The 16,237-nt window shown below is 65.1% G+C and carries 12 protein-coding genes and 1 riboswitch; of the genes, 9 read left to right on the forward strand and 3 right to left on the reverse strand.

Annotated elements, in window-relative coordinates:
• Positions 1-67 precede the first annotated feature (67 nt).
• From ACYUME_RS16725 to ACYUME_RS16740, 4 genes are all read left to right on the forward strand, one after another.
• Positions 68-2,509, forward strand: coding sequence for a TonB-dependent receptor plug domain-containing protein (locus ACYUME_RS16725; protein ID WP_460415845.1), 2,442 nt, complete (start codon positions 68-70; stop codon positions 2,507-2,509).
• Positions 2,510-2,670: 161 nt separating this feature from the next.
• Positions 2,671-3,432, forward strand: coding sequence for an ABC transporter permease (locus ACYUME_RS16730; RefSeq protein WP_460415847.1), 762 nt, complete (start codon positions 2,671-2,673; stop codon positions 3,430-3,432).
• Complete coding sequence (locus ACYUME_RS16735; protein WP_460415849.1) at positions 3,432-4,178, forward strand: ABC transporter permease; 747 nt, start codon at positions 3,432-3,434, stop codon at positions 4,176-4,178. The genes ACYUME_RS16730 and ACYUME_RS16735 overlap by 1 nt, the downstream gene beginning before the upstream one ends.
• Before the next feature lie 11 nt (positions 4,179-4,189).
• Positions 4,190-4,975 (forward strand): ABC transporter ATP-binding protein, encoded by a 786-nt coding sequence (locus tag ACYUME_RS16740; RefSeq protein ID WP_460415851.1) that lies wholly within the window; start codon positions 4,190-4,192, stop codon positions 4,973-4,975.
• A 36-nt stretch (positions 4,976-5,011) separates the two neighbouring features.
• On the opposite strand, the gene ACYUME_RS16745 is transcribed toward ACYUME_RS16740, so the two are convergent.
• Positions 5,012-5,779: a hypothetical protein gene (locus ACYUME_RS16745; RefSeq protein WP_460415853.1), complete on the reverse strand. Its 768-nt coding sequence runs from the start codon at positions 5,777-5,779 to the stop codon at positions 5,012-5,014.
• Positions 5,780-6,045: 266 nt separating this feature from the next.
• On the opposite strand from ACYUME_RS16745, the gene ACYUME_RS16750 reads away from it, so the two are divergent.
• The 4 genes from ACYUME_RS16750 (at position 6,046) to ACYUME_RS16765 (ending at position 10,575) form a co-directional block, all read left to right on the forward strand.
• Positions 6,046-6,570: a hypothetical protein gene (locus ACYUME_RS16750; protein ID WP_460415855.1), complete on the forward strand. Its 525-nt coding sequence runs from the start codon at positions 6,046-6,048 to the stop codon at positions 6,568-6,570.
• A gap of 51 nt (positions 6,571-6,621) precedes the next feature.
• Positions 6,622-8,145, forward strand: a complete 1,524-nt coding sequence (locus ACYUME_RS16755; RefSeq protein WP_460415857.1) for a hypothetical protein — start codon at positions 6,622-6,624, stop codon at positions 8,143-8,145.
• A 92-nt stretch (positions 8,146-8,237) separates the two neighbouring features.
• The gene (locus ACYUME_RS16760; RefSeq protein ID WP_279911537.1) at positions 8,238-8,930 is read left to right on the forward strand and encodes a putative adhesin; all 693 of its coding nucleotides are present in this window, start codon (positions 8,238-8,240) and stop codon (positions 8,928-8,930) included.
• Between the two features lie 70 nt (positions 8,931-9,000).
• Complete coding sequence (locus ACYUME_RS16765) at positions 9,001-10,575, forward strand: GH25 family lysozyme (RefSeq protein ID WP_460415859.1); 1,575 nt, start codon at positions 9,001-9,003, stop codon at positions 10,573-10,575.
• Here the strand turns inward: ACYUME_RS16765 and crcB are convergent.
• Positions 10,525-10,902 (reverse strand): fluoride efflux transporter CrcB, encoded by a 378-nt coding sequence (crcB, locus tag ACYUME_RS16770; protein WP_460415861.1) that lies wholly within the window; start codon positions 10,900-10,902, stop codon positions 10,525-10,527. The two genes, ACYUME_RS16765 and crcB, sit on opposite strands and share 51 nt — an antisense overlap.
• Before the next feature lie 72 nt (positions 10,903-10,974).
• Positions 10,975-11,036, reverse strand: a riboswitch (Fluoride riboswitch).
• 359 nt (positions 11,037-11,395) lie between these two features.
• Between crcB and nhaA the strand changes: the two genes are divergently transcribed.
• Entirely contained in the window at positions 11,396-12,595 is a 1,200-nt protein-coding gene (nhaA, locus tag ACYUME_RS16775; protein WP_460415863.1) for a Na+/H+ antiporter NhaA, read from the forward strand.
• 42 nt (positions 12,596-12,637) lie between these two features.
• Here the strand turns inward: nhaA and tssM are convergent, their stop codons facing one another.
• Positions 12,638-16,234: a type VI secretion system membrane subunit TssM gene (gene tssM / locus ACYUME_RS16780; protein ID WP_460415865.1), complete on the reverse strand. Its 3,597-nt coding sequence runs from the start codon at positions 16,232-16,234 to the stop codon at positions 12,638-12,640.
• Positions 16,235-16,237 lie beyond the last annotated feature (3 nt).

Here is a 16,237-nt window from a genome sequence, read left to right on the forward strand (position 1 = left end):
GCGTGGGAGCGGGCTTGCCCCGCGATAGGGCCGACACAGCCCACACTTCTTTTCAGCAGGAATCCCCATGCCCCACCACACCCCCTTGGCCCTGAGCCTGGCCATCGGCAGCCTCGCCGTGCCCGCGCTGGCCGCCGAATCCACCGACCGCCTCGACACCGTAGTCGTGGTCGGCACTCACCGCAGCGACCTCACCGCCCTGCAAAGCGCCGCCCCGGTGGACGTGCTCAGCGGCGAAAAGCTCCAGCAAACCGGCGCCCGCGACCTGTCCGGCGCCCTCACCGCCCTGTCGCCCTCGTTCAACTACCCGCAGTCGCCCCAGGGCGCCTTCGCCGGCTCCATCGCCCAGGGCGCCTCGCTGCGCGGCCTGGCCTCCGACCAGGTGCTGGTGCTGGTCAACGGCAAGCGCCGCCACACCAGCGCCAACATCACCCGCCAGGGCCTGGCCAACGGCCGTGGCGCGGCGGCGGTGGACCTGAGCCTGATCCCGCTGGCAGCGGTCGAGCGGGTGGAGATCCTGCGCGACGGCGCCGCTGCCCAATACGGCTCGGACGCCATCGCCGGGGTGATCAACATCGTGCTCAAGGAGCGCGACGAAGGCGGCAACCTGGGTTACCGCTTCGGTGGCTACGACAAGGGCGACGGCCTGCAGCGCAAGCTCAGCGGTTGGAAAGGCTTCGCCCTGCCCAACGACGGCTTCCTCACCCTGGCCTTCGACGCCGGCAGCCAGGACCCGGCCAGCGACACCCGCGACGACAACCGGATCTTCTACCCCGGCTCCACCAGCACCACGACCCCGCGCGAGCAGAACAACCGCTACCGCAACTGGCGCTGGGGCTCGGGCAATGTCTCGGACCAATACAACTTCACCGCCAACGGCGAAATGGGCCTGGGCGATGGCCTGAGCGCCTACGGCCTGGCCACCTATGCGCACAAGAACACCGACGCCGAGAACTTCTTCGACCCGCCCACCACCCTGCGCAGCAACTACGGCAGCGTGGCCCTGGCGCGCTATCCGGACGGGCGCCTGCCGATCACCCGCTACGGCCTGGAGGACTATGCCGTCACCGGTGGCCTGCGCTACGAGGACGAGACCCTCGGCCACTTCGACCTCGCCCTGAACCATGGCAACAACCGCGTCGATTCCACCGACCGCGATGCCATCAACCCCAGCTGGGGCACGGCCAGCGCCTCGACCATCTACACCGGCCGGCGCGAGGCCGACCAGACCAACCTGACCCTGGACTGGACCCGCGACTTCGCCACCGACCTGCTGTTCAAGCCACTGACGGTGTCCGCCGGCCTGGCCTGGCGCGAGGAAAACTACGAGCTCAGCGCCGGCGACGCCCAGGGCTGGCAGAACGGGCCGCTGTTCAACAGCGTCGACCCGCTGACCGGGCGGCGCATCCCCGGCTACTACTCGGGCATCACCCAGGTCGACGCCGCCTCCCTCGACCGCCGGGTGATCGGCGCCTACTTCGACCTCGAAGGACAGATCACCGAGCAACTCCAGGCCGGCTTCGCCCTGCGCAGCGAGCACTACTCCGACTTCGGCGACACCACCAACGGCAAGCTGTCGCTGCGCTACGACTTCACCCCACAGATCGCCGCCCGGGCCAGCGCCAGCACCGGCTACCGCGCGCCGTCGCTGGTGCAGTCGGGGCTGTCGTCGTTCAGCGTGCAGGTGGTCGAGCAGCCGCCGGGCAGCGGCAACTGGGTCGAGGTGCAACAGCGCACCCTGCGCGCCGACAGCCCCGAGGCGCAGCTGCTGGGCGGCAAGGCGCTCAAGCCCGAAGAGTCGACCAACTTCTCGGTAGGCCTGGTGTGGCGTCCGTTGGCCAACGCGTCGCTGACCGTCGATGCCTATCGCATCGACATCGACAACCGCATCACCCTGTCGGACCAACTGCCGGCGTCGGTGGTCGGGCCGATCTTCGCCGGCACGCCGTACGCCAATATCCAGAGCGCGGCGTTCTACAGCAATATCGCCGACACCCGCACCGACGGCATCGAACTGGCCGGGCACTACCAGCTCGACCTCGGCGCCTGGGGCCGACTGGACCTCAACGGCGGCTATGCGCGCACCAACACCCGCATCACCGGGCTGGACGATGTCGGTGGCATTGCCGGCAACCAGATCATCGGCCGCAACACCCAGGGGCTGATCGAGGACGGCACGCCCAAGGACAAGCTGACCCTGAGCGCCAACTGGCAGTACCAGGGCTGGAACGTGACCGTGGCCCAGCGCCGCTACGGCCAGTGGCAGAACCGCAACGCCGCCAACCCGGCGCTGGACCAGACCTTCGGCGCGCAGTGGGTGACCGACCTGGACGTGGCCTACCGTTTCGGGCTGGGGCTGACCTTGGCGGTGGGTGCGATCAACCTGTTCGACAGCCACCCCGACAAGCTCGAGGGCGCGCAGCTGTACGGCGTGCCGAAATACTCGATCACCAGCCCCGAAGGGGCGCAGGGGGCGTTCTACTACACCAGCCTGAGCTACGACTTCTGAGCACCCGCCAACACGCCGCCAGGTGCTGGTGGACTGCTGCCCTTGCAGCAGCCCACTGCTGCTCAGCCAGCAGTCATGCCCGGCCCTGCCATGAATCAGGGCCTGCGGTCATGGCACAGCTCTTGCGATATCCCCGTCAACACTCATCACCAAGGCTCGCCATGCGCCGACTCAACGCCCTTACCTGGCTGATTTCCCCGCTGACCGTGCTTGCCTTGTGGGCAGCCGTCGCCGCCGCCGGACTGTTCCCGAGCAACCTGCTGGTTTCGCCAATGGACGTGTGGCGCAGCTTCACGGCGCTGCTCGACACGGGTGAGCTGCAGGAGCACCTCATCGGCAGCCTGTCGCGCCTGGGCCTGGGCTTTGCCGCTGGCACCCTGGCAGGCCTGGCGTTCGGCACCGCCATGGCCCTGTCGCGCACGGTCGAGGCCTACTGCTCACCGCTGTTCCACACCTTGCGCCAAGTCCCCAGCATCGCCCTGATCCCGATGCTCGTCCTGCTACTGGGCATCGACGAGACATTCAAGGTCGTCATTGTTGCCAAGACCGCGTTCTTCCCCGTGGCCCTGGCCACTGTCGAAGGCATCCGCGCCATCGCGCGCAGCCATTTCGAGGTGGCCGCCGTGTACCGTCTGCCCTGGCCGACCTTGGTCGGGCGCATCGCCCTGCCCGCGGCCGTACCGGCCATCGTCACCGGCATCCGGGTCGCCCTGACGAGAGCCTGGGTGGTGCTGGTGGCCTGCGAGCTGTTGGCCGCAGACAGCGGCCTGGGGCAGATGATCGAAATGGGCCGACAGATGCTGCGCATCGATGTGGTGATGGTCGGCGTGGTACTCACCGGCGTGATCGGCTTTGCCCTGGACTTCACCTTGCGTTGCCTGGAGCGGCGCCTGTCTGGCTGGCAAACGGTCGGGAGGTCATGATGAAGCTGCGCGGTCTGTTGCTGCCGCTGCTGTTGATCGCAGCCTGGGAATACGCCTCGCGCCAGGATGCCGCGGGCGCCTACGCCTTCGTCCCGCTGGCGCTGATCGGTGGCGCCTTCGTCGAACTGCTGGGCAACGGCGAGTTGCTGGTGAACCTGCTGGCGAGCCTGGCACGCACCAGCATCGGTTTGCTGCTGGGGATCCTCGGCGGCGTCAGCCTGGGTGCGCTGATGGCGCTTTCACCGCTGGCCAACCGCCTGATCGCCCCATTGTTCCACGCCCTGCGCCAGGTGCCGATGCTCGGCTGGATTCCGCTGATCGCGCTGTGGCTGGGCAATGGTGAAGCATCCAAACTGCTCATTGTCAGCCTGGCGGCGTTCTATCCGATGGTGCTCAACACCTTCGAAGGCCTGCGCCAGGTCGACCCCCGTCACCGCGAGGTCGGCCAGGTGCTGGTGCTCGACCGTTGGCAACAACTGCACCGGGTGCTGCTGCCCGCCGCCCTGCCGAGCATCGTCACCGGCGTGCTGCAGGCCCTGGCCTTCGCCTGGGTCACGGCGGTGGGCAGCGAGCTGTTCCTCGCCTCCGGCGCCGGCCTGGGCAACCTGATGATGAACGCCGAGGCCGGCGCGCGCATGGAGATCATCGTGATCTGCGTGCTGTGCATCGGCCTGTGCGGCTACCTGATGACCTGGCTGTCCACCCTGCTCGCCCGCCGCCTGCTGCGCTGGCGCCCAACCCGTTGAAAGGCCCGACCATGAACGCCATCGCCCATACCCTCCCCACCCCTGTGCAGACAGGTGCATTGAGCATCCGCAACCTGAGCAAGGCCTACCCCTTGGAGGGGCGGCCCGCCCCCGTGCTGCAAGGCATCGACCTGGACATCCAGCCGGGCGAGTTCGTCAGCATCCTTGGCGCCAGTGGCTGCGGCAAATCCACCCTGTTGCGCCTGATCGTCGGGCTCGACCGGGACTATCAAGGCCAGGTCCTGCTCGATGGCCAGCCCGTGCGCGGTCCGGGCCTGGAACGCGGCATCGTGTTCCAGGACCACCGTCTGTTCCCGTGGATGACCCTGCGCCAGAACATCGCCCTGGCGCTGGAGAACCACGACCTGCCGAGCGCGCAGAAGGCAGTGCGGGTGCAGGAGCACATCGAGCTGGTGGGCCTGCAAGGCTATGAACAGGCGTATCCACACCAGCTCTCCGGCGGCATGGCGCAACGCGCGGCGATCGCCCGGGCGCTGGTGAACAAGCCGCGGGTGCTGCTGCTCGACGAGCCGTTCGGCGCCCTCGATGCCCTGACTCGCATACGCCTGCAGCAAGAGTTGCAGCGCATCTGGATGCACGAGCGCTGCACCGTGGTGATGGTCACCCACGACATCGAGGAGGCGCTCTTTCTCGGGGACCGGGTGATTGTGATGGCGGCCAATCCTGGACGCATCGACGACGCGTTGCGGCTGGACCTGCCCCATCCGCGCGTGCGCGACGATGGCTCATTGCATGAATACAAGCGGTGCCTGCTGGCGAAACTCCTAGACCGATGAAGGATGCCCAGGCGGTGCGGCCTGGGCACACCTGCGCTACACGTTCGACTGCACGCAGACGAAGGTCCGCGGTACTTTCTTCATGTGCGTCACACCGCACTGACTGACGAACTTGTCGAAGTACGTGAGGATGTCCTGGTGGTTGGCGCCGAACAGCACCAGGAAGCTGGTCCTGCCAGACTGAGGACCAGCACCCGCGCACGCCGCCATGTAACCCGCGATGACCATGGAGCGCTGCGCATCGCTGAGGCTCAGGCAGAACTGCGACACATCGCATGGGCGCGTATTGCGTGGAGGCCCGCCAGGCGCGCTCGGAGGCGGAACGAACGCCGTGACAGGCACATTGTCCGGCTTGCAGATCACCTCTTCTCTCACGCTGGTGATGACATCCGCCGAGGGTGTCGGATAACCCATGGCGCGCTCGAACACTACCATGCTCGCGGACAAGGTCGCAGGGTGCGCCGATAACGCCGCCAGCACGTTGTTGCCTCGGGCGATATCGGTGGCGCTGCCATGATCCTCCTTGAGCAGAACCACGCTGTAGGACGGTGTGCCGGGCTTGGCCATGCCCCCCCGCAAATCCGTCACCGATGTGCCGGCCGCCAATGCAGTCACTGGCGTGGTTGCCCGCTGGTCATCACCCAGGACAGGAATGGCCGTGGGTGGATACTTGCGCAAGACATCGGCAACAGCCTGAATCACCACCGCGTCGAAGTTGCCGTCGCTGCCTGCGACGTACTTGTATTTCTGCCGGTATGCCTCGTACAGCGCATTGGCATAGTCTTTTTCCAGGATGCGTAGCATGGTGCGGTCCTCTTGACGTTCATCTCGGCGCCCGCTCATCGGTCGCCACCACCCCCCGGCAGCGCAACCGATGTCGGGGAGCTGCCACTAGCGTGAAGCCCCGTCGAACCCATCAGTAGGTGAACGATGTTCCCTGCGCCATCTCGGTGCTCATCTCCCCCGACATCACGGTTCGGGGAGGGGGCTTTGTTCCCCTACTTTGCAAGATGGCCAATCGCTAGCGTGAACTCGTCGGATCACAAGGACTCATCCGCGAGGCGAACCGCATGGACCACTACACACACGAACATTTGCTGGATGCACCGGCGCCGACTACGGAGTGCTTTCTCTATCTGCTCGGCGGCGGAGCATTGCTCAGCGGTGACTCGCGGCAGATGTGCCTGGAATTCTGCAAACAGAATCGAGAGCTGGTGATCTCCTGCCTGCCCGGCTCGTTGAGCGGAATCGCCGGCGACACCGATTTCGTCGTGATCCTCGATCTGATCTGCCGATACGGCGGACGGCGTCTCTATCTTCCTACCCGGATACAACGTTTTTGCGAACAGACCGGGCTGCAGGTGTCCGCACACACCTACGCCCAGTGGCGGGACCTGGCCGACGTCAACGGCCAGATCGACATTCCCAGTGTCTGGGGGCTGTTCCTCGCACTGCGTCGCGCGGCCATTCGCCTGGCACTGACCCATGACTGGACGCCCGAGGCCTTGCACACCACGTTCGGCGTCTCGCGCCGACAGCTGAGAGCTTTCCGCCCTCCGGCGGACCCTGCTGGCCCATCGGCCAGCCGCTTGTAGTCGTAACCGCTTCAACTCGGACCTCAACCTCTCACGCAGGAGCACAACCCCATGCCTTCCACCATCCCCTACGATCCAGCCCTGGCGCTGGGAAATCTGGTCAGCCTGGAACGGCTCGACGTCCTAGAACAGATCGCCGCCGCCCAAGCCCCGGCCGATGCGGCCGAAGACACCCTCAACTCATTGATCGCCGCCAAGCGCTCGCTGGACATGACCTCTCAGGAACTTGCCGGTATGGGTATCGACACCAGCGAAGTCGACTCCGAGTCGACAGCCGTTGGCAAGGATGTCGCCACTGCCGCCGAGGCGTTCGCCAAGGCCAAGGTCGCCTCGATCAAGGCCGCGCAACCGCTGAAAGCGAAGATCGCCGGTATCAGTGACTCGGTGGAAAGTCCGGTCGACTACAACCGTACGCAGATCAAGCAGATGCCGCTGTCGGCGGATGGCTTGCGGATGAACGTGCAGTACTTCAGCCTGGACCAGAACAGCCAGCAATCCGGCACCCATGCATCGAAGATCGCCTCGTTCATCAGTGGTCAGGTCGGTATCTTCGGCGACGAGTTCGCCTCCCAGGCCGCTGGCTCATCGGCCAGCCAGGTCAACAGCCAGGTCCAGAACCACAGTATCTCTGGCACGCTGGTGATCAGCGTCACCTGTACCCACAAGGATGCCGTGCTGCTGGCGCCGTTCATCCTCGACGTCGACAAGGGCATCCGCGCGTTCAACGCCTACTTCCCTGACAGCATGATCAAGACCGACTCCATTGCTTCGATGCAGAAGGTCGCACAGCAGGCCAACACCAAGGACGAAAAGGCCCTCACGCTGTTATCGGGTGCGACCATGGGATCGTGCTTCATCGGCATGGTGCATATCCTCAACACCACCGACACCCGCAGCAGCGAAACCATGGAGAGCGTCGCCTCCTCGCTGCAGACTCAGTTCAAGGTGGCCGGGTGGTTCGAAAGCGTCTCCGGCGGGTTCGGCGTCAACAGCTCGTTCAGCAATGACGCCAAGGCATTGCTGTCGTCACAGAACGTCACCTCTCATTGCACCTTGACCACGGTGGGTTCGATTCCATCGATCAAATCCAACCAAGTGAAGATGGGCGTCAAGCAGTTCACCGACTTCGACGGTGCTTCGTCGATGACCGCATTGCTCAAGCTGCAGGGCGTCACCCAGACCGACCAGGAGTCGGTGTCGTCGGCCGCCGACCGGGCACGTACTGGCCAGGAGTTCATGGCCATGAAGTCGAACCAGATGGAAAGCGCTCTGTCGGCGCTATCGGACATCGACGACGGGGCCAACAAGATCATCGACACCAACTCGATGATGGACGCCCTCGACGACTACATCCAGAAGTGCCTGGCCGGCAACATCGGCGCCCCCATCACCTACTACCTCAAGCGCATCACGGCCTCGCAGCTGGCACAGGCGTGGATGGCCAAGTACTACCCCAACAAGTACATCAGCATTTCCGCAGATGACTCCGGATCAGGTGGCTCGGGCGGTGCCAGTGGCGGTACCGGCACGGCTTCGGGCAACAGCGACAGTGGCGGGGACGGCAGCGGCAACTGATGCCCGCGGCCGTGGCGGCACCCCGGCGCCTAGCACCCGCACTGGCCCTTATGGGCGGCGCCGGACTCATCCATCAAACAGGGAGTTACGACATGATCACCACCAGCAAAGATGATCTCATCCTCGTTGGCCATGGCACCTATCTGGGAGGGGCGGATACCTTCGTCCTGCCCGCGGGTGTCGAATTGCACATCACCCAGCCAGTCGGCTCGGCACTGACAGTCGGCGCGGCCGGCGTACTGCTGGCCAACAAGGCCGTCGACCGAGCGGTGCTTGTGCAGCCGTCCAAGCAGTTCGACGACTTCGCCACCCTGGGCCTTGGCAGCGGCACGGTGTACAAGCCCGGCGAGCGAGCACCGAACCTGCTCCTGCACGACCTCGGTACCCTCAAGCCTGCCCTCCAGAAACTGGCAACTCAAGGCGCCAGCCATGTGGTCTACGTCGGTGCGGATACGCTGCTGGCCGATGTGCTCGCCAAGGATCCAACTGTCAAGCCGTTGATCGCCGCCGCCGTACAGGCCAAGAAAGTGCTGAAGGTCTACTGGGCGGCCTGTACTGCGCTGGAACAGAACCCTGACGCTGCGCCCGTGGTCTGGTTCAACGGTCTGGCAGTGGCCAATGCGGCGTTGAGCCACGCTGCTGCAACCCCCACCGACAAGACCGCGGAGCAGGCCGCCCAGGCCGCGAATACCTATGCCCAGGCGCACTACCTGGATTCGCAAGGGACCATCGCGGCAGCGGCGAAATTCAACACGACCGTCGCCAACCTGCTCAAGGCGCTGTAACCCTCCACCGATGGCGGGTGGGCGCCCACCCGCCATCGGTTCCGTCCGCCCTATGGGATAGGCCCGCACCATGAAACCCGACCGTAACCAAGAATTTCCCGGGCCCCTGAGCCATCAGGAACGGGCCTGGCTCGCAACGTTGCTCATGCTGACCGGCGACGGTCCGACGCCCCTGCGCGATCTCTGGCGCGACAGCTGGTTCGACGAGGCTTCACAACGCGCGCTCATTCTGCAGCCATCCCATGGCTGCGCGTTCCTCTACGTCCCTGACAAGGTATTTGCCGAGGCGACCAAGGCCCTGGCGCGTACGCTGGAAATCGCCATGTTCCTGGAGCACCTCATCACGTCAGGCCTGGCCCAGGTTCATCGACCCCGGCCCGCTACCCGCCCCGACCCCGAACTGCATTGCATCGGCGCCGCGTTCGGCACGCCCAAGGTCGAGATGGTGGCCGACAAACCTCGCATCGTCATCAACGACAGCGGCGACTACACCGATGACCCTGCCACGATCCACAATCGCGAAGGCCAGGTGCTGTACCGCAGCGTTGCCCTGCCTGCGGAAGCTTATGAACTCATGCAGGGCGTCACCCAAGGCCTGCTGATGATCCGCCCTGCGGCCCGCGCAGCGCTGTTGGCCAGGCTGGCGTTGCCCAGGCCTGCCAACCGCCCCGCTCCTCCCGAATCACGACGCCCCGCAGACCGTGCGAAGCCCGTAGCGCCCGGCGGCACACCAGCCATCGACTCGCGGCAGCCACACTGGGCACGCGAACGTACCCTGATACTCGCCACCAGCGGCCTGTTGATCGCCTGCCTCGCCGCGGCGCTGGGCATCTACGCCAACGACCGCCTACGCCAGGCGGCAACATCGGGCAGCACGACGCCACCTGCCGTCGACACGTCGCCAGCACCCGTGGGCGCAACACTCGCATCCCCGCTACGTGACCTGCCCCGCGGCCTGGATGTATCGCAATGGTCCGGTGCAGGCAGGAGTGGCGCCGAGGCCGTACTTGAGATCGCTCCGAATATCGACTTCGCATTTGCCCGCGTGGCGTTCGGCATCCGCCAAGACCCTGAGTTCGCCATCAATTGGCGGCTCATGGGCCAGCATGGCCTGTACCGCGGCGCGTACCTGTTCCTGCGCATCGACCAGGACCCAGTGGCACAGGTCGATGCCGCAGTGCGGGCGATCGGCGAAGCACGGCCCCGCGACCTTTGCCTGACCCTGGACTTCGAAGAACAGAGTCTGCCTTCACGCGCGCCATCTCCCGATCCGGTACAGGTGCAGCAGATACTTTCCAGGGCCCTGGTCCGGGTCGAAGAACAGATGCGATGCACGCCGTTGCTCTACACCAATTGGAACATGGGCAACCGCTATCTGAATGACCCGCGTTTCACCCGCTACCCATTGTGGATCGCCGACTGGACAGGCGCGCAGACGCCCCGTCTGCCGCCCGGCTGGTCGCAATTCACCTTCTGGCAACGGGCCAGCCAGTTCCGCGGGAGCCCACAGCCTGCGGACTTCGATCTGTTCAATGGCAGCCTCACCGCGCTCGATGGTCTGGCCAGGCAGGAACGCAATGCGCATGCGCCAACGTCAAGCGAGCCCGCGCACCAGGGCGAAACCCGCGAAGGTCATCAGCAGTGAGCCGAGCACATGGGCGAGCACCGTGGCCATCGCCCAGCCGGCGCGGCCGTGCATGAGCATCGACAGGACCTCGGCCGAAAATGTCGAGAACGTCGTCAGCCCACCGCAGAAACCTGTGGTGATCAGCAGGCGCCAGGTGGGGTCGAGGTTGGGGAAACGCAGGAAAAACGCCATCGAGCCGCCGATGACGAAGCCCCCCAGCAGATTCACCAGCAAGGTGCCGAGCGGCATGCCGGGGAACAGCGAATTCAGGCGCAGGCCCACTAGCCAGCGCAGCACGCAACCCGCACTGCCACCGACAACGACGCAAATAAAGGACAGGTACATCGACAAGCTCCATTGAAGGTCCGAAAGACCCCCATGGAGAGGCAGGCACACGCCTACGCACCCTCCAACGGGGGTTGCGTAGGCATCATCAGCACTGAGGCGATTCGAGGAGGAATGCCATCTCCTGTTGGCGGATGTTACGGCGCCGACCACAGCCCCGCAACATTTCGAAGCAAATATAGGAAGCCGACCTGCGATCAGGCCGCTAGAATGCGCGACTGGCGTGTGCTGCGTGCGCCCGGGAGCCTTCCCGAATACGGAGAACATTCATTTGTTTTCCGTGAGATCCGTCCATGTTGCACGCATGCCTCCATTCTTCCTGGCGCTTTCCATCCCGTGTGCTCACGGTTTGGCTTGCCGCGCCGCTTTACCTATCCTTCTTCTCGCCTTTCGTCGCAGTGGCCCGTCGTCTTCGCCGCCACCGTCTCGCCGTGCCCGCCGTACGCCGCGTCACTGCCACCACGAGGGCGACGTCATGAACGAGGACCGCTCCATGAATGCACCCCTTACCCACAAGCAGCCCTCGATGCTGCGCCAGCTACTGGCCACCGAAGCGGCTGGTGGCGTGCTGCTGATGCTCACCGCCGCCCTGGCCATCGTCATCGCCAACAGCCCCGCGGCCAGCGCCTACCAGCACCTGCTGCACCTGCCCGTCGGCCCGACGCTGACCGACAAGCTCGGCCCGATGACCGTGCACATGTGGATCAACGACGGCCTGATGGCGATCTTCTTCCTGCTGGTGGGCCTTGAGATCAAGCGCGAGCTGGTCGACGGTCGCCTGGCCAGCTGGGAGCAACGGCGCCTGCCGGCCCTGCCGGCGCTGATGGGCATGGCCGTTCCGGCGCTGATCTACCTGGCAGTGTCCCGCGGCGAGCCCGGGCTGGCCGCTGGCTGGGCGATCCCGGCCGCCACCGACATCGCCTTCGCCGTCGGCGCCCTGGCGCTGCTGGGGCGGCATGCGCCGCTGTCGCTGAAAGTGATGCTGGTGTCGGTGGCGATCATCGACGACATGGGCGCGGTGGCGATCATCGCGGTGTTCTACACCTCGTCGATCAACCTGCTCGCCCTGGCCGGCGCCGCCGGCATCGCCGCACTCATGTTCGCCTTCAACCGCCTGCGCGTGGTCGCGCTGTGGCCCTACCTGCTCGGTGCCGCGGCCTTGTGGTACTTCACCCTGCTGTCCGGGGTGCACGCGACCATTGCAGGCGTGGTCGCCGCGCTGCTGATCCCCTACAGCACCGGCAACAGCCAGGAGCGCGAAGCCAGCCCGCTGCTACGCCTGGAGCACGGCCTGGCGCCTTGGGTCGGTTTCCTCATCGTCCCGGCCTTCGGCTTCGCCAACGCCGGTGTGTCGTTCGGCAACCTGGGCTGGAGCGATGTCTTCGCGCCTCTGCCGCTGGCCATCGGCCTGGGCCTGTTGCTGGGCAAGCAGATCGGCGTGTTCGGCGGCGTGCTGCTGGCGGTCAAGACCGGCCTGGCCAGCAAGCCGCAAGGTGCCAGCTGGCTGCAGATCTATGGCGTGGCGATGCTGTGCGGCATCGGCTTCACCATGAGCCTGTTCATCGGCGGGCTGGCCTTCCCGGACCAGCCCGAGAAGATCGAAGCGGCGAAGATCGGCATCTTGCTGGGCTCGCTGTTGTCGGCGGTGATCGCTTGCGTGATTCTGCGCTTCGCGCCAAAACCGGCGGACTGAAACGAATGATAGAGGGGCCGCCATGCGGCCCCTTTCTTTTATCTAGATGGCCTGCTCGCCGCTCGCAACGAGCGGGCGCAACAACCCACGCGGCAGGCTGAAGCCCTTGAAGGGCTGCTGGGTGATGGGATTGAAGGCCTTTTCCGAGTTCAACCGGTAACGCATCACCCCTTCCCCGGTCCTGAAGCTCAGGTCGACGCTGGTCGCCGTCCGGCCATTGAGCGCACCGCGGCTGAGCAGACGGAACATCGACCAGGGCCCGCGGTACTCCAGGCTACTGCTGTTGCCATTGAGCTTGAGCAAGGTCAGGTTGCTGCGTACCTGCTGCCCCAGGGTATTGGGCCAGACAATGCCGATGATCTGACGTGGGCCATGGGTATATGAAATCAACTGGCCATCCAGGTCCAGCAGGCTGGTGCGCTGATTCGCGCTCAGGCCAAGCGGCTCGATGCTCAATTGCACGCTCAGGTTGCCGCGTTGGTCGAAGAAGGTCTCGCGGATACGTTCTGCCGCTGCCAATTGCTCGATCACCTCGGGCCGAATCAGCGAGCCACCGTGTTGCTCGGAGCGCAAAGCATCCAGGTTGTCCTTGAGGAAGATTTTCAGGTACTGGTCCTGGAACTGCTGCAGCCGTCCCTTGGGTCCGAAGAACGCCTCGAAATCATCCAAAGACGCATCCGCCCCCCGCGCGACGAAGGGATAGCGCCCGGCCAGGCGCTGCTGGAAGAAGCTGTAGACCTCTGTGTCCCAACGCCGTTCCAGCTCGCGCAAGGCCTCGACATTGAGCACCTGCGCGGTCTGGTCGGCGACCTTCCTGACCTGCTGTCGAACGGGTTCGGGCAGCCCGCCGGCGACACGCTGCAAGGTACCTATCGGATCGGCGCCAGTCATCGCGAAACGCTGCAGCACCGTGTGCAATGCGGCTTTGCCGCGCTCAGGGCTGTCCTGTACGCCCTTGGCGTAATCGTGAACGGCGCTGATGGCGCCCAGCGTTTCATCGTAGTAGCTCGGCTTGTCGCCCTTGGCATCGAGCATTCCATTCAACCCGGCAAAGGCCCGGTGGATGCCTGCCGCCTGCTGCTGCTCCGGCGTGCCAACAGCCGACTGCGCCTGGGCGCTGACGTCGAGCGCCAGATCGGCGCTCGGCGCGGGATGGATCGCGGTGTTTTCCCGAACGGTCTCCAGCAGCCTGTGCAGGGGCGCAGCAGGTCCGGTCAGTTGCTCCAGGATCGAGACTGCATGGTTCAGGTCCTGGAAATCGGCGACCGTGAATGCATTCAGGGCACGCCGCCAACTGGCGATATAGTCTGCGCCGTACAGTGTACGGACTCGCTCCGTCAGCACTTGGCGGTCGGCGTCCGAGTAATCCAGCTGGGCACGCTCGCCCAACGCCCACTGGTCGATCATCGCCATTTCGGCGAGGTGCTGGCTGCGGGGCTCGAAAAACTCCTTGAAGCCCCTGGCCGTGAGCAAGGGCGCCAGCCAAGTCGCGTCGTCGTCCTGGGTCGCTCCGGCGACGGGCTGGTAGACCATGTCGAACGCAGGACCCACTTGGCTGCGGATGTCCAGACCGGCGTGCAGTTGCTCATGAGCCTGCTGCTTGAGGCTGGCATAAACCCGCTGCGGCATCGGCATCGCCCGCAGCGCCTGCTGGACCTCGCTGGCTTGCCGACGGTACGGCGAAAGGTCGGCATCGGCATAGGCCAGCGCATACTCCAGGTGCCGCATGAGGTCGCGCTGCAGTTGGCCCTGCCCGGGATAGGCCATTTGCCATTGCCGAGCCATCCAGTCCTCGACCCATGCCGGGCGGCGGCTCTTGCGGTCCTCGATCATGCGATACACCCTGAGCGCGGCCATCTGTTGCTCGCTGCCTACCGGAGCGGTGCGCATCGCGTCGACGACGCCGCTGGCCAGTGCCGGCAGGAAACGCCGGGACAGCAAGCGCAAATACGCCTCATCGACCATCGGCCCGATGACCCGCCCCTGATAGAGGCCGAGATCCGCCACCAACGGCCAGACGTTACGGTAGTCGCCAAACACGGAAACGGCGTCACGAATCTGGTCCAGCGGCTGCAACAGGTTGCGCGCGGTAGGGTCCAGCCTCGAGTCCACCTCCTGATGCCTGAACTCCCGACTCTTGGCCAACACATTCACCGCCTTGGCTTGGTTGATATCGAAGTAGCGCTGCCAAGTAGCGGCGCAGACCGCGATCGTCAGCACACCCAGCCCTGCGCCCGCCCATGCCATCTGGCGCTTCTGCCGCGCCACCCTGGCGTTGTCACCGGCCAGTCCGGCTTCTCGATAGAGAACCCGCTGGAAAACCTGCTGGGCGAAGTAGACCGAATGCTTGCCTGGCGCCCTGCCCTCCCTCACCGGGAATTCCTCGACATAGGGCTGTGCCGCCTCGCGAACGAAGGCATTGTCGATTTCCCCCTGCTGGAGAACCGAGCACCAGTACACCCCGCGTACCAAAGCAGGTGTCGTGTAACGATCGCTCGCCAGGGTTTCACGCAGAAAGCCCGTCAGTACCGGGCGCAACCCAACCAGTTGCCCATGCAAGGCGATCAGGCGCTCACGCTGGCGCGCCTGGCTCGGAGAGCCCAGGCTCGCCAGTGTTTGCTCGTACAGGGCATGCGTCAGTCGATCATGGTGCTCAGCGAACTCGTCCAGCCAGGCATCGAATGTGTCGACGGCCTCCTGCTTGAAGGTAAACCCCAGCATCCGTTCGCGCTGCTCATGGCTCAGGCGCGCAAAACATTGATCGAATCCCTGCAGCAGGTCGAACTTGCTCAGCACGACGTACAGCGGCAAGCGACAACCCAGCTGGCTGCTTACTTCGTGCACGCGGGTCCGCAGGCCATGGGCAAGTACCATACGCTGCTCAGGGGTGGCGTTGATCAGCGCGGGCAGATCGACAACCAGCAGCACCCCATCCAGCGCCCGACGACTGCGATTGCGCTCCAGCCAGTCAAGCAGATGGTTCCATAACCGTGACTGCAGGCCGTCCGGTACGCGGGCATCATCGTGAGGTACCTCCGCCGTGGCCTCCTGCTGGGTGAACGCACCAGGCGGATCGATGATGACGGCATCGTTGCCCACCCACCAGCCAATGGGGTAGGCGCCCAGGTCACTCTGGCGCAACCGGGCCTGGCTGCTGGCAATGCGGGTCAGGGAAAAGCACTGGTTCGAATGGTCGATGAAACTGCTCTTGCCAGCGCCCTGCTCCCCCAGCACCAGATACCAGGGCAAGCGATAACGCGCACGGCGCCCTCCGGCATTGTCCAGGTAGCTGGCAAACGCGCTGTCGAGTGCCTTCTCCTGGGCCAGGACAAACGACAAGCAAGGGTCCGCCTCGACAGCGGCCTGCTGGCGACGCTCGGCCTGCAGCCGGTGAAAGCGCTTGCGCAGTACGAGCAACCAGCACGACAGCGGCAGCAGAATCAGCAGCAGCGTGGCGACGCTTCGATGAGCCACGCCCGCCAAGGGCTGCTGATCGCGCCAGTGCCAGTGCGGTCCCAGCCACCAGATGGCAACCAACAACAGCAACGTCACCAGGCCAAGCAACAAGGGCAAGGCAGCGCCGGCGCCCCGGGCCAGGGGTAGGCCCCAGCGCTTCAGTAATTTCAGAAATTGGCTCATGAA

Source organism: Pseudomonas sp. microsymbiont 2, assembly GCF_054788395.1.

Excerpts from the sequence above, each read along its gene's own strand:
- ACYUME_RS16745 (WP_460415853.1), bottom strand. The coding sequence starts at position 5,779 with ATGCTACGCATCCTGGAAAAAGACTATGCCAATGCGCTGTACGAGGCA.
- ACYUME_RS16750 (WP_460415855.1), top strand. The coding sequence starts at position 6,046 with ATGGACCACTACACACACGAACATTTGCTGGATGCACCGGCGCCGACT.
- nhaA (WP_460415863.1), top strand. The coding sequence starts at position 11,396 with ATGAATGCACCCCTTACCCACAAGCAGCCCTCGATGCTGCGCCAGCTA.
- tssM (WP_460415865.1), bottom strand. The coding sequence starts at position 16,234 with ATGAGCCAATTTCTGAAATTACTGAAGCGCTGGGGCCTACCCCTGGCC.
- ACYUME_RS16755 (WP_460415857.1), top strand. The coding sequence starts at position 6,622 with ATGCCTTCCACCATCCCCTACGATCCAGCCCTGGCGCTGGGAAATCTG.
- ACYUME_RS16740 (WP_460415851.1), top strand. The coding sequence starts at position 4,190 with ATGAACGCCATCGCCCATACCCTCCCCACCCCTGTGCAGACAGGTGCA.
- ACYUME_RS16765 (WP_460415859.1), top strand. The coding sequence starts at position 9,001 with ATGAAACCCGACCGTAACCAAGAATTTCCCGGGCCCCTGAGCCATCAG.
- ACYUME_RS16760 (WP_279911537.1), top strand. The coding sequence starts at position 8,238 with ATGATCACCACCAGCAAAGATGATCTCATCCTCGTTGGCCATGGCACC.
- ACYUME_RS16725 (WP_460415845.1), top strand. The coding sequence starts at position 68 with ATGCCCCACCACACCCCCTTGGCCCTGAGCCTGGCCATCGGCAGCCTC.
- ACYUME_RS16735 (WP_460415849.1), top strand. The coding sequence starts at position 3,432 with ATGAAGCTGCGCGGTCTGTTGCTGCCGCTGCTGTTGATCGCAGCCTGG.
- ACYUME_RS16730 (WP_460415847.1), top strand. The coding sequence starts at position 2,671 with ATGCGCCGACTCAACGCCCTTACCTGGCTGATTTCCCCGCTGACCGTG.
- crcB (WP_460415861.1), bottom strand. The coding sequence starts at position 10,902 with ATGTACCTGTCCTTTATTTGCGTCGTTGTCGGTGGCAGTGCGGGTTGC.